We start from the raw sequence: 11,630 nt of genomic DNA on the forward strand, positions 1-11,630 counted from the left end.
GTGCACAAGGGAAAAGCGGCGCTAGAATCGCCATCAGCAGTCGCGCACGGGTCCAACCGATGAAAAAGAACAGCCTGCGTCGCCCGATCCGTTCGGCGGCCACCGGTTTGCTGGGCATGCTGATGCCCGTTGCCTTGTCCACCACCGCGCAGACACCGCCGGCATTGCCGCCGATGCCGACCAACATCGAATCCGCTGCGGGTCCCACCGTCGCCCACACCCAGCCTGCGGCCTACCGCACCGGTCTGGTGCCTCACGTCCAGGCGCCGGCGGCTGGCTTCAACGTCGCCAACATCGAATCGATGGCGCAGCAGCTCACCTATGGCGAACGCGTGCCGGGCATGGCCGTGGCGATCGTGCAGGGCGGCCGTATCCTCAGCGCGCGCGGCTATGGCGTCACCGACGTCAACAATCCGCTGCCGGTCGATGCGCACACCGTGTTCCGCCTGGCCTCGCTGTCCAAGGCCTTCGCCGGCACCATGGCCGGCCTGCTGGTCAACGACGGCACGCTGCGCTGGGACAGCAAGGTCACCGACTACGTGCCGGGCTTCCGCCTCAATTCGCCGGAAGCCACTGATCGCCTGACCGTGGCCGACGTGCTCAGCCATCGCGTCGGCCTGCCGTACAACGCCTACGACCGCGACATCGAGGGCAACGCCGAGTACTACGCGCTGACCCAGAAACTGGCCAACACCAGCCTGAAGTGCCTGCCGGGCGACTGCTATGCCTACCAGAACGTGGCCTTCAGCCTGATCGGCGATGTCGTCTACGCGGCCTCCGGCAGCTTCTACGAGCAGTCGGTCGAGCGCCGCATCTTCAAGCCGCTGGGCATGAATGATGCCAGCCTCGGCCTGGCCGGCATCCAGGCCAGCTCGCGCTGGGCGCGTCCGCACGTGCGCAGCCGCAACGGCTGGGTCTCGCTGACGCCCAAGCCCACCTATTACCGCGTCGCCCCGGCGGCCGGCGTCAATGCCAGCGCCAGCGACATGGCCCAGTGGCTGCTCGCCCACACCGGGCACCGCCCTGACGTGCTGCCGGCACCGCTGCTGGCCACCCTGCATTCGAGCCTGATCAGCACCCCCGGCGAGATGCGTTCGGGCTGGCGCCGCGAGCGCCTGCACTCGGCCGGCTACGCCCTGGGCTGGCGCACCTTCGACTACGCCGGCCACGACGTGGTGTTCCATGCCGGTGCCGTGCAGGGCTATCGCGGCCTGGTCGCGCTGGTGCCGGAACGCGATCTGGGCATCGCCATCATGTGGAATGGCGAAAGCAGCCTGCCCAGCGGCCTGCTGCCGACCGTGCTCGACTCCGCGCTCGGCCTGCCGGCGCAGCGCTGGCTGGACGTGGACACCGACTTCGGCAGCGACAACCTGATGGCCGAGGGGGCCAGCCCGGCGCAGCAGGACAAGCGCAAGGGCAAGGGCGCCTCGGCCAATCGTGCGGTGGCGTCGCCGCGCTGATCAGGCGGGCTCGATCGTGTGTGCGAAGGTCGGCCTGCGGGTCGCCCTTTTTGTTGGCTCGACTCTACAGATGCAAAGAGCAGTTCCGCGGCGCTAGTGCGCGAAGTAGTGCATGCCGCCATCCACCGGAATCACCGCGCCTGTGATGTAGCCGGCCAGCGGCGAGGACAGGAACGCCACCAGTGGCGCCACTTCCTCGGGTTCACCGAAGCGTCCGATCGGGATGTTGCTGGCGATGAACGCACGCCGGCTTTCCTCGGTGGGATGCAGGCGTTCCAGGATCTGCGCGCTGTTGATGCGCCCCGGTGCAATCGCATTCACCGTAATGCCCTGCCCGGCCACCTCCGACGACAGCCCCTTGCTCCACAGATGCAGCGCCGCCTTCGCCGCAGTGGCCGCGTTCACCGCACGCGGTTCCATCGAGCCGCTGAAATTGATCACCCGCCCCCATGCCTGCGCCTGCATGCCAGGCAACAGCGCCTGGGTCATCCGCCGCGCGGCGGAAAAGTTCAGGGCGATCGCTTCCTCCCAGACATCATCATCGGCGTCGACGCTGGTCGGCCGGGAGCCCCCGGCGGCGTTGACCAGGATGTCGACGCGCTGCAATGCCTCCCGGGATGCCTGCGCGATGTACCGGACGTCACCGGCCACGGTGACATCGCCGGCCACGACGACCGGTGCCGCGCCGCCTTCGGCTTCGATCCGCGCCGCCAGCGCCTGCAGGGGTGCCCGCTGCCGTGACGTGATGGCAACGCGCACGCCCTGGGCCGCCAGCTGCCTGGCGACGGCGGCACCGATGCCACTGGCCGCGCCCGTCACCAAGGCGGTACGGCCTGCAAGATTCAAGTCCATGGTGTTCTCCTGTCCGCATGGCCGGCCAATCCAGCCCTTGCACGACATGCTGTTTGATCACCCCTGATTGATAAACTCCGCGCAGGTTTCAGCATTCAACACCCGGGGTGTCAGATGAACCTGCTGGAAAGCATGCGGGTCTACGTGCTGATCGTGGACAAGGGCAGCCTCAGTGCGGCAGCTGCGGCGATGGACATCTCCGCGACGATGGCCGGCAAGCATCTGCGTGCATTGGAAGCACGGCTGGGCATGCAGCTGTTGAGCCGAACCACCCGGCGCCAGCACACGACGCCGTTCGGCCAGGACTACTACACGCGCTGCCGGGAGATCCTGCGCCTGGTGGACGAAACCGATGCGCAGGCGCAGCACCAGCACCTGGCACCGGCGGGCACGCTGCGAATCAGTGCACCCGTGATCTTTGGTACGCATGCACTGGTACCGGCACTGGCCGAGTACATGGCGCGCCATCCGGATGTCCGGGTCGAAGCGACGCTGACTGATCGCGTGGTCGACCTTGCCGAAGAGGGCTTCGAGGCGGCACTGCGGATCGGCACGCTGGCCGACAGCAGCGTGCTGGTGGCGCGAGCCCTGGCCCCTTATCGCCTGATGATGTGCGCCTCGCGGGCGTATCTGGCCAGGCATGGCACGCCACGCAGCGTGCATGCACTTGCCGGCCATCAATGCCTGTCGTTCGAACCGAGTGCGCTTGCACAGTGGCTGCAGGACGACGCTGGCGAGCTCGACCACGTGCCCGACGGCCGACTGCAGATCAACAATGGCGAAGCGCTGCGTTCGGCGGCGCTGCATGGCCTGGGCATCGTCCTGCAGTCGACGCTGCTGCTGGCCGCCGATGTCGAGGCGGGGCGTCTGGTGCAGCTGCTCCCAGGGCACGGCCAGGCCGGTCGGCCGATGCACGTGGTCTATGCGCACGACCGTTACCACTCCACCCGCCTGCGCAGCTTCCTCGACTTCCTGGTGGAACGATTCCCGCCGGTAGTCACCCCACCAGGCGATCGAAGCGGCCCATAAAAAAACCCCCTCCCCGCTGGGCAGCCAGGGAAGGGGGTTTCAGGATGCGGCTATCGGGAAGTACTTAGATCAGCGGCGCCGGGGTTGCCGGCAGAGCGACCGGAGCGGCCTTCTTCTTGCGGGCGGCCGGCTTGCGCTTGGCAACCTTCTTCGCTGCCTTCTTCGGGGCAGCCTTCTTGGTGGCCTTCTTCGCGGTCTTCTTTACTGCCTTCTTGGCGGTCTTCTTGACGGCCTTCTTGGCAGTCGCCTTCTTTGCGACCTTCTTGGCCGGCTTGCGGGCCGCAGCCTTCTTGGCAGTCTTCTTGGTGGCCTTCTTGGCCGCCTTCTTCGCGGTCTTCTTGACGGCCTTCTTGGCAGTGGACTTCTTGGCGACCTTCTTCGCCGCCTTCTTCACTGCCTTCTTCGCAGTGGTCTTCTTGGCGACCTTCTTCGCAGCCTTCTTCACTGCCTTCTTGGCAGTCGCCTTCTTCGCGACCTTCTTCACTGCCTTCTTGGCAGCGGCCTTCTTCGCGACCTTCTTCACCGCTTTCTTGGCGGCGGGCTTCTTCTTCGCAGCTTTCTTGGTTGCCATGGGATGGCTCCTCGTCAGTGATAGGGAGTTGAAACGCCCAGTTGGATCAAACCCGCGGATGCTGCGTGCGGGGACCGCCGGCGCGTCAGGCGCGCCGTTACGGATGCGGCGATGCCCGCCTCGATCGGCGGAGCGGACATCGGAACGGGAGGTGCCTTGCATTTCTCCGGGGGAAGCGGGGCCGTGTCCACCGTCATCAGGGTCGCGGTGGTCTTGAAGGGGCTGCTTCGCATCGGACGATTGATTCTGCGCACTCGGTTGGGCAGGCAAGGTCTGCTGAGGCGAAACCTAATCACGGTTTTTTTTACTGTCAACAACCCCCGCGAAAAATTTTCACATCCGCGCCTTTCCGAGCGCCGTCGGCGCCACTGCTCTACGCGGCCCGCCATGGCGGTTGAAACGTCGCGCAAGCGCGCTGCATGCACCGGCATCGATGCATACGTTGAACAAAAAACACTTGAAATAAGCACTCCGCGCATATAGACGCAGACTCGCAACGGCATCGCGCGTGCGACGTCGATGGTCACCGGCAACGCCACCAACGCCAGCACAACGGCGCCGCAACAGGGGGCGAAAACTTTTCACATCCGAGTGCGTCGGCGCGGGGCTGAAACGCGGATTTGCGCAAAACTGCGCACGCCCATCGGCACCGTTCGCCTGTCGGCTGATGCCACGCCGAGGGTGCGCAGCGAACCCCGCGTCATGAGTCCGGTGCAGTCGCCAAAACAAGAACGGCCACCCGAAGGTGGCCGTTCCAGAATCCGGAAACGACGACTCAGTGGTCTTCGTTCTCCAGGGCTTCGGCGTACGCGTCCGGGTCCAGCAGCTCGTTGACCTCATCGGCGTTGGTCAGTTCGACCACGAACATCCAGCCTTCGCCGTAGGCATCTTCGTTGATGGTTTCCGGCTTGTCGGACAGGGCCGAGTTGACCTCGACGACCTTGCCGCTGATCGGGCTGTAGACGTCCGAGGCGGCCTTCACCGACTCGACGACGGCGATCTGCTCGCCGGCCTTGGCGTCGGCGCCGACTTCCGGCAGTTCGACGTAGACCAGGTCACCCAGCAGGCCCTGGGCGTGGTCGGAAATACCGACGGTGACGCGGCCATTGCCTTCGACACGGGCCCACTCATGGGACTTGAGGAACTTGAGGTCGCCGGGGATCTCGCTCATGGGACTGCTCCAGAGATATGCAGGGGGTGGAAAAAACGAGGCTAGTGTAACCAACCGGCCGCCACTGCTGTCAGTGACGACCGGCACGTAAGGATCAGGCGTCGGCCAGCACGCCGGGCTGCGCCTGGCCTTCCCGAACGAACGGGAACTTGACCACCCGCACCGGCACCTGACGGCCGCGGATGTCGACGGTGACCTCGCCGAGTTCACCGGCCGGCACGCGGGCGAAGGCGATGCCCTTGGCCAGCGTCGGCGAGAAGGTGCCGGACAGGATCTCGCCCTGGCCGCTGGCCGTGGTGACCGTCTGGCCGTGGCGCAGCACGCCCTTCTCGTCCATCACCAGGCCGATCATCTGGCGCGCGGTGCCGGCGCTCTTCTGCGCCTCCAGCACGTCGCGGCCGATGAAGTCGCGGCCTTCGTCCAGCGACACGGTCCAGGCCAGCGCCGCTTCGTACGGGCTGATCTCTTCGTCCATGTCCTGGCCGTACAGGTTCATGCCCGCTTCCAGGCGCAGGGTGTCGCGCGCGCCAAGGCCGGCCGGCTTCACGCCCGCCGCCAGCAGGCGGTTCCAGAAGGCGACCACGGCGTCCTGCGGAAGCAGGATCTCGAAACCATCTTCACCGGTGTAGCCGGTGCGCGCGACGAACAGCTCGACGCCGTCATCGGACTGCACCTGCAGGGCGGCGAAGCGGCCCAGCTTGGTCAACGCTGCGCGGTCGGCTTCGCGGGCCAGGCCGATCACGATGTCGCGCGCCTGCGGGCCCTGCACGGCGAGGATGGCCAGGTCCGGGCGCTGCTCGACGGCGACGCCGAACGGCGCAGCCTGCTCGCGCAGCCAGGCCAGGTCCTTCTCGCGGGTAGAGGCGTTGACCACCATGCGGAAGAAGTCGTCGCCCAGGTAGTAGACGATCAGGTCGTCGATGACGCCGCCGCGCGGATTCAGCATGCACGAGTACAGTGCCTTGCCGGTCACCTTCAGCTTGTCGACCGAGTTGGCCAGCAGGCGGCGCAGGAACGGCTTGACCTGGTCACCACGCAGGTCGACCACCGTCATGTGGCTGACGTCGAACACGCCGGACTCACGGCGCACCAGATGGTGCTCGTCCAGCTGCGAGCCGTAGTGGATGGGCATGTCCCAGCCCCCGAAATCGACCATCTTGGCGCCAAGGGCGCGGTGGGTATCGTTGAGCAGCGTCTTCTGGGTCATGACCGGGTCCGGCAGCAGAGGAAACAAGAAACCCCATTATCCCAGATCGGCCGCCCGCAGGCGTGCCGCAGCGCAGCGGTTCGTGGAAGCGGAAGCGCGGCCCGCCGGGCCCTTTCCTCTGCCGGCGAGGCAATGCCCGCAAAGCACCGGGGCCGCCCGCTACAGGCGCACCCGCCCACGCAGGATGTCGAGGAACATCACCCAGTCACCCATGAACGAGTACAGCGGATGGCGGAACGTCGCCGGTCTGTTCTTCTCGAAGAAAAAATGGCCGACCCAGGCGAACCCGTAGCCGCAGAACAGGGCGCCGAGCAGGAACAGCGGCTGGCCACGCAACAAGGCAGTGGCGACCAGCAGCAGGACCCCGCAACTGCCGATGAAATGCAGGCGCCGCGAGACCGGGTGGCGGTGCTCGCTGAGATAGAACGGATAGAACTCGCGGAAGCTGGCGAAGCGGGACATGTGCGTGCTCCGGGGGCCAGGGGCGCCCCCATCATGCGCCATCGCTGACCTTGTTGCGCCGAGCCATGCCCGGCTCTACACCGAAGGCGTGCGCGGCCCGAACATGATCACCGCCATGCCGGCCAGGCACAGCGCTGCGCCCAGCAGGTCCCAGCGGCTGGGACGAATGCCTTCGACCAGCCACAGCCAGAACAGCGCGGTGCCGATGTACACGCCACCGTAGGCGGCATAGACCCGTCCGCTGGCCGTCGGGTGCAGGGTCAGCAGCCAGGCGAACAGGGCCAGGCTGGCCGCCGCCGGCAGCAGCAGCCAGACGCTGCCTCCCTTGCGCAGCCACAACCATGGCAGGTAGCAGCCGACGATCTCGGCCAGCGCGGTCAGCAGGAACAGGCCGAGCGTTTTCACGCCTTCTCTGCTGCCTTGGCCTGCTGCCACAGTGCTTCCTGCGCATCCAGGTCCAATGCGGCCAACGCCTCACCCTGTGCGTCGGCCTGCGCTTCCATCGCGCGGAAGCGACGCTCGAACTTGTGGTTGGCACCGCGCAGTGCAGCGCCCAGATCGATATCGGCATGACGCGCCAGGTTCGCGCAGACGAACAGCAGGTCGCCCAGTTCTTCCTGCAGGCGCGCCTTGTTGCCCGCGACATCGCCGCGTTCGAACTCCTCGCGCAGCTCCTGCAGCTCCTCGGCCGCCTTGTCCAGCACCGGCAGCGGGCCCGGCCAGTCGAAACCGACCTTGGCCGCGCGCGACTGCAGCTTCACCGCCCGCTGCCATTCCGGCAGGCCGCGCGAGATACCGGCCAGTGCGGAGGTGTCCTGCTCGCCCTTGGCGGCACGCTCGGTGCGCTTGATCACCTCCCAGTTGCGCGTCACCCCGTCCGCATCGTCCACGCTGACATCGGCGAACACGTGCGGGTGGCGGCGCTGCATCTTGTCGCTGATCGCGCGGGCGACCTCGGCGAAGCCGAACGCGCCCTGCTCCTCGGCCATGCGCGCATGGAATACCACCTGCAGCAGCAGGTCGCCCAGCTCGTCGCAGAGATCGTCCAGGTCGCCGCGGTCGATCGCATCGGCGACCTCATAGGCTTCTTCGATGGTGTAGGGGGCGATGGTCGCGAAGTTCTGCTCCAGATCCCACGGGCAGCCGCCCTGCGGGTCGCGCAGCCGCGCCATGATCGCCAGCAGGCGCTCCAGTTCGTTGCTTGCGGCGCTGCCGGTGGTGGGGGTGTCGTGCGCGCTCATGCGGCCTCCAGGATCAGTCGGACAACCAGTCGCGCCATGGCAGGCTGGTATCACCAAGGGCAATGAAATCGCCGTTCAACAGGCTCTCGCGGCGGTTGTAGCGGAACGGCTTGCCGGTCGCCGCCGACAGCACCGCGCCGCCGGCGGCATGCAGCACGCACTGGCCGGCGGCCGTATCCCATTCAGAGGTCGGGCCCAGCCGCGGATAGACATCCAGGCCGCCTTCGGCGATCCGGCAGAATTTCAGCGACGAGCCCTGCGCGATGGTCTCGATGCGGCCCATGCGCGCCAGCAGCGCCTCGGTTTCCGGCGAACGGTGCGAGCGGCTGGCGGCGACGCGCAACGGGGCGGAGGCCGGCGTGCGGGTGCGCAGCACGGTGTCATGCAGGCCCTGCCGCCGATAGGCCAGTTCGCCGCGCATGGCATGCCAGACAATGCCGGTGACCGGCGCCAGCACCACGCCGAATGCCGGCGCCCCCTGGTAGATCAAGGCGATGTTGACGCTGAATTCGCCGTTGCGCTTGACGAACTCGCGGGTACCGTCGAGCGGATCCACCAGCCAGTAAGCGCCCCAATGGCGACGCTGCTCCCAGCCCACCTGCGCCGATTCCTCGGACAGGATCGGCAGGTCCGGTGTCAGCTGCCGCAGGCCCAGCTCAATGACCTGGTTGGCCGCCAGGTCGGCCGCGGTGACCGGGCTGTTGTCGTCCTTGATCTGGACCTCGAAACCATCGGCATACACCTGCATGATGGCTTGGCCGGCCTGCTGGGCGATGGCGATGGCGGTCTCGCGCAGGTCCGTCGTCAGCTTGATCATCGCGTTCCCTGCAGCCACTGGCGGGCAATGAACAGCGCCGCCAGCGAACGTCCCTCGGAGAAGTCCTCGCGCAACATCAGCTGGTCCAGTTCGGCCAGCTTCCACGGCACCACTTCCAGTTCTTCCGGCTCGTCGCCGGCCAGCTTTTCCGGGTACAGGTCGCGCGCCACCACCAGCCACGACTGGTGGCTCATGTAGGTCGGGGCCAGGGTCATCGCGCGCAGCACGTCGACCCGGCGCGCACCATAACCGGCCTCTTCCTTCAGTTCGCGGTCGGCCGCCTGCTCGGGGGTCTCGCCGGCGTCGATCCTGCCCTTCACCAGCCCCAGTTCGTAACGATGCATGCCGGCGGCGTATTCACGCACCAGCAGCACGGTTTCATCGTCGAGCATCGGCACCACCACCACTGCACCGTGACCACGGCTGACCAGGCGCTCGAAACGGCGACGTTCACCGTTGGAGAATTCCAGGTCCAGATGCTGGCGCTGGAAGGGGCCGTTCTCCTCATCGGTGATCCGATGGATGATCGGCAAGCGACGGCCGGCACGGTCATCGTTCATGCGGAATCTCCGCGGCGACCGGCGGCTGCGCCGGGGCCGATAGAATGTGCAGGCAGCAACATGTTCATGAGCCCGAAATGCTAGCAGACCCGACCCCCTCCCCGCTGGCCCGCCACTGGCGGCAGCGCGACCTGCAGGTGCTGTGGCACCCGTGCACGCAGATGCGTGAGCATCCGGACACCCTGCCGCTGGTGCCGATCGCCCGTGGCGAAGGCGCGTGGCTGATCGACCACGACGGCCACCGCTATCTGGACGCCGTCAGCAGCTGGTGGACCAACCTGTTCGGTCATGCCGAACCGCGCATCGGCGGTGCCATTGCCACCCAGGCCACGCAGCTGGAACAGGTGATGCTGGCCGGCTTCAGCCATGAGCCGGCCATCACGCTGGCCGAACGCCTGCTGGCATTGGCACCACGCCAGCCCGGCCGCGAGCCGCTGGCCAAGGTGTTCTACGCCGACAACGGCTCGGCCGGCGTGGAAGTGGCGCTGAAGATGGCCTTCCAGTATTTCCAGAACCGTGGGCAGCCGCGGCGCACGCGTTTCATTGCACTGGAAAACGGCTACCACGGCGAGACCCTGGGCGCGCTGGCGCTGGGTGACATCCCGCTGTATCGCCGCGTCTATGCGCCGCTGCTGGCCAAAGGGCTGTTCGCGCCGTCGCCCGATGCCTACCTGGCCGAACCCGGCCAGAGCGCGGCCGACCGCGCGCGGCAGGCTGCCGACGGCCTGGCCACGCTGTTCGACCAGCATCCGGGCGAGATCTGCGCGGTGATCCTGGAACCGCGCCTGCAGTGTGCCGGCGGCATGCGCATGCATGACCCGGTCTATCTGCAGCGCGTGCGCGAACTGTGCGATGCCCATGGCGCGTTCATGATCGCCGACGAGATCGCCACCGGCTTCGGCCGCACCGGCACCCTGTTCGCCTGCGAGCAGGCAGGGGTGATGCCGGACCTGATGTGCCTGTCCAAAGGCCTGACCGGCGGCTTCCTGCCACTGGCCGCCGTGCTGGCGACGCAGGCGCTGTATGACGCCTTCCTCGACGACTCGCGCGAGCGCGCCTTCCTGCATTCGCACAGTTACACCGGCAATCCGCTGGCCTGCGCGGCGGCACTGGCGACGCTGGACATCTTCCGCGACGACGATGTGATTGCGCGCAACCGGGGCATCGCCTCGGTGATGGGCACGCTGGCGGCACCGTTTGCCGACCATCCACACGTGGCCGACGTGCGCCAGGCCGGCATGGTGGTGGCCTTCGAGCTGTCGCGCGACGGCAACAGGCGCACGCCGTTCGACCCGGGCCTGCGGCTGGGCCTGCACGCCTACAAGGCCGCCCTCAAGCGCGGCGTGGTGCTGCGCCCGCTGGGCGACGTGCTGTACTGGATGCCACCCTACTGCGTGGATGACGAACAACTGGAGCTGCTGGCACACACCACGCTGGCGGCCATCGACGAGGCGATTGCATGCGCGTGACCCGCTGCCCCATCGACCTGGCGCTGCACAGCGGCCAGACCGTGACCCTGCCGGAAGAGACGGCCAACCACCTGGTGCGGGTGATGCGCCTGCGCGAGGGAGACACCTGCGTGCTGTTCAACGGCGACGGCCATGACTACAGCGCGACGCTGACCGTGGCCGGCAAGCGCGAGGTGCAGGTGCGCATCGACGCCATGCAGGCCATTGACAATGAATCACCGCTGGCGATCACCCTGCTGCAGGGCATCGCCCGTGGCGAGAAGATGGACCTGATCCTGCAGAAGGCCACCGAACTGGGCGTGGCGGCGATCATTCCGGTCAACGCCGAGCGCACCGAGGTGAAACTCGATCCAGCACGGGCCGAGAAGCGCGTGGCGCACTGGAACAACGTGGTGACCTCGGCCTGCGGCCAGTCCGGGCGTGCGCGCATTCCGCCGGTAGGATCCCCGCTGTCGCTGGCACAGGCTGCGGCGGCGCTGCCAGCCGATTCGCTGCGGCTGACCCTGGATCCGCAGGGAGCACATCGCCTGTCGACGCTGGGAGCCGCTCCCGCTGGCGGTATCGTGATTGCAATCGGCCCGGAAGGGGGCTGGTCGCCGCGCGACCGCGACCAGCTGGCAGCGGCAGGGTTCCAGGGACTGCAGCTGGGCCCGCGGATCCTGCGCACGGAAACGGCCGGGCTGGCCGCTGTCGCGGCGTTGCAGGCGCGGTTGGGCGATCTGGGGTAAGGCTGCTTCGTGGTAGTGCCGGCCGCTGGCCGGCATCCACGGGATCATGGGGTTGCCGGCCAG

Annotated in this window: 14 protein-coding genes; 5 read left to right on the plus strand and 9 right to left on the minus strand. The window is 67.3% G+C overall.

The features are described 5' to 3' along the window. The first annotated feature begins 59 nt into the window (after positions 1 to 59). The gene (locus tag ACMGRF_RS13265) at positions 60 to 1,460 is read left to right on the plus strand and encodes a serine hydrolase domain-containing protein (protein WP_180881112.1); all 1,401 of its coding nucleotides are present in this window, start codon (positions 60 to 62) and stop codon (positions 1,458 to 1,460) included. Positions 1,461 to 1,553: 93 nt separating this feature from the next. Here the strand turns inward: ACMGRF_RS13265 and ACMGRF_RS13270 are convergent, their stop codons facing one another. Then, positions 1,554 to 2,312, minus strand: a complete 759-nt coding sequence (locus ACMGRF_RS13270; protein ID WP_111096398.1) for an SDR family NAD(P)-dependent oxidoreductase — start codon at positions 2,310 to 2,312, stop codon at positions 1,554 to 1,556. A 114-nt stretch (positions 2,313 to 2,426) separates the two neighbouring features. Here ACMGRF_RS13270 and ACMGRF_RS13275 point away from each other — a divergent pair, with 114 nt between their 5' ends. Continuing rightward, positions 2,427 to 3,341, plus strand: a complete 915-nt coding sequence (locus ACMGRF_RS13275; protein ID WP_180881111.1) for a LysR family transcriptional regulator — start codon at positions 2,427 to 2,429, stop codon at positions 3,339 to 3,341. Positions 3,342 to 3,405: 64 nt separating this feature from the next. Here the strand turns inward: ACMGRF_RS13275 and ACMGRF_RS13280 are convergent, their stop codons facing one another. Then, positions 3,406 to 3,912 carry a hypothetical protein gene (locus ACMGRF_RS13280; RefSeq protein ID WP_049415591.1) on the minus strand — a complete coding sequence of 169 codons (507 nt, stop codon included), beginning with the start codon at positions 3,910 to 3,912 and terminating at the stop codon, positions 3,406 to 3,408. A 111-nt stretch (positions 3,913 to 4,023) separates the two neighbouring features. Here ACMGRF_RS13280 and ACMGRF_RS13285 point away from each other — a divergent pair, with 111 nt between their 5' ends. Continuing rightward, a complete protein-coding gene (locus ACMGRF_RS13285; protein WP_134709580.1) occupies positions 4,024 to 4,395 on the plus strand; it encodes a hypothetical protein in 372 nt (123 codons plus the stop codon). A 292-nt stretch (positions 4,396 to 4,687) separates the two neighbouring features. Here the strand turns inward: ACMGRF_RS13285 and gcvH are convergent, their stop codons facing one another. The 7 genes from gcvH to nudE all read right to left on the minus strand — a co-directional run bounded on the left by gcvH (position 4,688) and on the right by nudE (position 9,370). Continuing rightward, positions 4,688 to 5,083, minus strand: a complete 396-nt coding sequence (gene gcvH / locus ACMGRF_RS13290) for a glycine cleavage system protein GcvH (RefSeq protein ID WP_005418426.1) — start codon at positions 5,081 to 5,083, stop codon at positions 4,688 to 4,690. Between the two features lie 94 nt (positions 5,084 to 5,177). Further along, a complete protein-coding gene (gene gcvT / locus ACMGRF_RS13295; protein WP_049438098.1) occupies positions 5,178 to 6,290 on the minus strand; it encodes a glycine cleavage system aminomethyltransferase GcvT in 1,113 nt (370 codons plus the stop codon). A gap of 159 nt (positions 6,291 to 6,449) precedes the next feature. Further along, positions 6,450 to 6,752 carry a DUF962 domain-containing protein gene (locus tag ACMGRF_RS13300; RefSeq protein WP_049415586.1) on the minus strand — a complete coding sequence of 101 codons (303 nt, stop codon included), beginning with the start codon at positions 6,750 to 6,752 and terminating at the stop codon, positions 6,450 to 6,452. A 75-nt stretch (positions 6,753 to 6,827) separates the two neighbouring features. Beyond that, entirely contained in the window at positions 6,828 to 7,157 is a 330-nt protein-coding gene (locus tag ACMGRF_RS13305; RefSeq protein ID WP_049415583.1) for a YnfA family protein, read from the minus strand. Next, positions 7,154 to 7,993, minus strand: coding sequence for a nucleoside triphosphate pyrophosphohydrolase (gene mazG, locus ACMGRF_RS13310; protein ID WP_414485271.1), 840 nt, complete (start codon positions 7,991 to 7,993; stop codon positions 7,154 to 7,156). Before mazG ends, ACMGRF_RS13305 begins: the two co-directional genes overlap by 4 nt. Before the next feature lie 13 nt (positions 7,994 to 8,006). Then, positions 8,007 to 8,810, minus strand: a complete 804-nt coding sequence (gene cysQ, locus ACMGRF_RS13315; RefSeq protein ID WP_414485272.1) for a 3'(2'),5'-bisphosphate nucleotidase CysQ — start codon at positions 8,808 to 8,810, stop codon at positions 8,007 to 8,009. Continuing rightward, positions 8,807 to 9,370 carry an ADP compounds hydrolase NudE gene (nudE, locus tag ACMGRF_RS13320; protein ID WP_005418435.1) on the minus strand — a complete coding sequence of 188 codons (564 nt, stop codon included), beginning with the start codon at positions 9,368 to 9,370 and terminating at the stop codon, positions 8,807 to 8,809. Before nudE ends, cysQ begins: the two co-directional genes overlap by 4 nt. 77 nt (positions 9,371 to 9,447) lie before the next feature. Here nudE and bioA point away from each other — a divergent pair, with 77 nt between their 5' ends. Both bioA and ACMGRF_RS13330 read left to right on the plus strand, forming a co-directional pair. After that, a complete protein-coding gene (gene bioA, locus ACMGRF_RS13325; RefSeq protein WP_414485273.1) occupies positions 9,448 to 10,839 on the plus strand; it encodes an adenosylmethionine--8-amino-7-oxononanoate transaminase in 1,392 nt (463 codons plus the stop codon). Then, positions 10,830 to 11,567 carry a 16S rRNA (uracil(1498)-N(3))-methyltransferase gene (locus ACMGRF_RS13330; RefSeq protein WP_099495361.1) on the plus strand — a complete coding sequence of 246 codons (738 nt, stop codon included), beginning with the start codon at positions 10,830 to 10,832 and terminating at the stop codon, positions 11,565 to 11,567. Before bioA ends, ACMGRF_RS13330 begins: the two co-directional genes overlap by 10 nt. The last annotated feature ends 63 nt before the right edge of the window (positions 11,568 to 11,630 follow it).

This window comes from Stenotrophomonas sp. EMP41 (assembly GCF_047495535.1).
Taxonomy (GTDB): domain Bacteria; phylum Pseudomonadota; class Gammaproteobacteria; order Xanthomonadales; family Xanthomonadaceae; genus Stenotrophomonas; species Stenotrophomonas sepilia.

Bases quoted from the DNA above. Each gene is read 5' to 3' on its own strand.
- ACMGRF_RS13265 (WP_180881112.1), top strand. From the start codon at position 60: ATGAAAAAGAACAGCCTGCGTCGCCCGATCCGTTCGGCGGCCACCGGT.
- ACMGRF_RS13270 (WP_111096398.1), bottom strand. From the start codon at position 2,312: ATGGACTTGAATCTTGCAGGCCGTACCGCCTTGGTGACGGGCGCGGCC.
- ACMGRF_RS13275 (WP_180881111.1), top strand. From the start codon at position 2,427: ATGAACCTGCTGGAAAGCATGCGGGTCTACGTGCTGATCGTGGACAAG.
- ACMGRF_RS13280 (WP_049415591.1), bottom strand. From the start codon at position 3,912: ATGGCAACCAAGAAAGCTGCGAAGAAGAAGCCCGCCGCCAAGAAAGCG.
- ACMGRF_RS13285 (WP_134709580.1), top strand. From the start codon at position 4,024: ATGCCCGCCTCGATCGGCGGAGCGGACATCGGAACGGGAGGTGCCTTG.
- gcvH (WP_005418426.1), bottom strand. From the start codon at position 5,083: ATGAGCGAGATCCCCGGCGACCTCAAGTTCCTCAAGTCCCATGAGTGG.
- gcvT (WP_049438098.1), bottom strand. From the start codon at position 6,290: ATGACCCAGAAGACGCTGCTCAACGATACCCACCGCGCCCTTGGCGCC.
- ACMGRF_RS13300 (WP_049415586.1), bottom strand. From the start codon at position 6,752: ATGTCCCGCTTCGCCAGCTTCCGCGAGTTCTATCCGTTCTATCTCAGC.
- mazG (WP_414485271.1), bottom strand. From the start codon at position 7,993: ATGAGCGCGCACGACACCCCCACCACCGGCAGCGCCGCAAGCAACGAA.
- cysQ (WP_414485272.1), bottom strand. From the start codon at position 8,810: ATGATCAAGCTGACGACGGACCTGCGCGAGACCGCCATCGCCATCGCC.
- nudE (WP_005418435.1), bottom strand. From the start codon at position 9,370: ATGAACGATGACCGTGCCGGCCGTCGCTTGCCGATCATCCATCGGATC.
- bioA (WP_414485273.1), top strand. From the start codon at position 9,448: ATGCTAGCAGACCCGACCCCCTCCCCGCTGGCCCGCCACTGGCGGCAG.
- ACMGRF_RS13330 (WP_099495361.1), top strand. From the start codon at position 10,830: ATGCGCGTGACCCGCTGCCCCATCGACCTGGCGCTGCACAGCGGCCAG.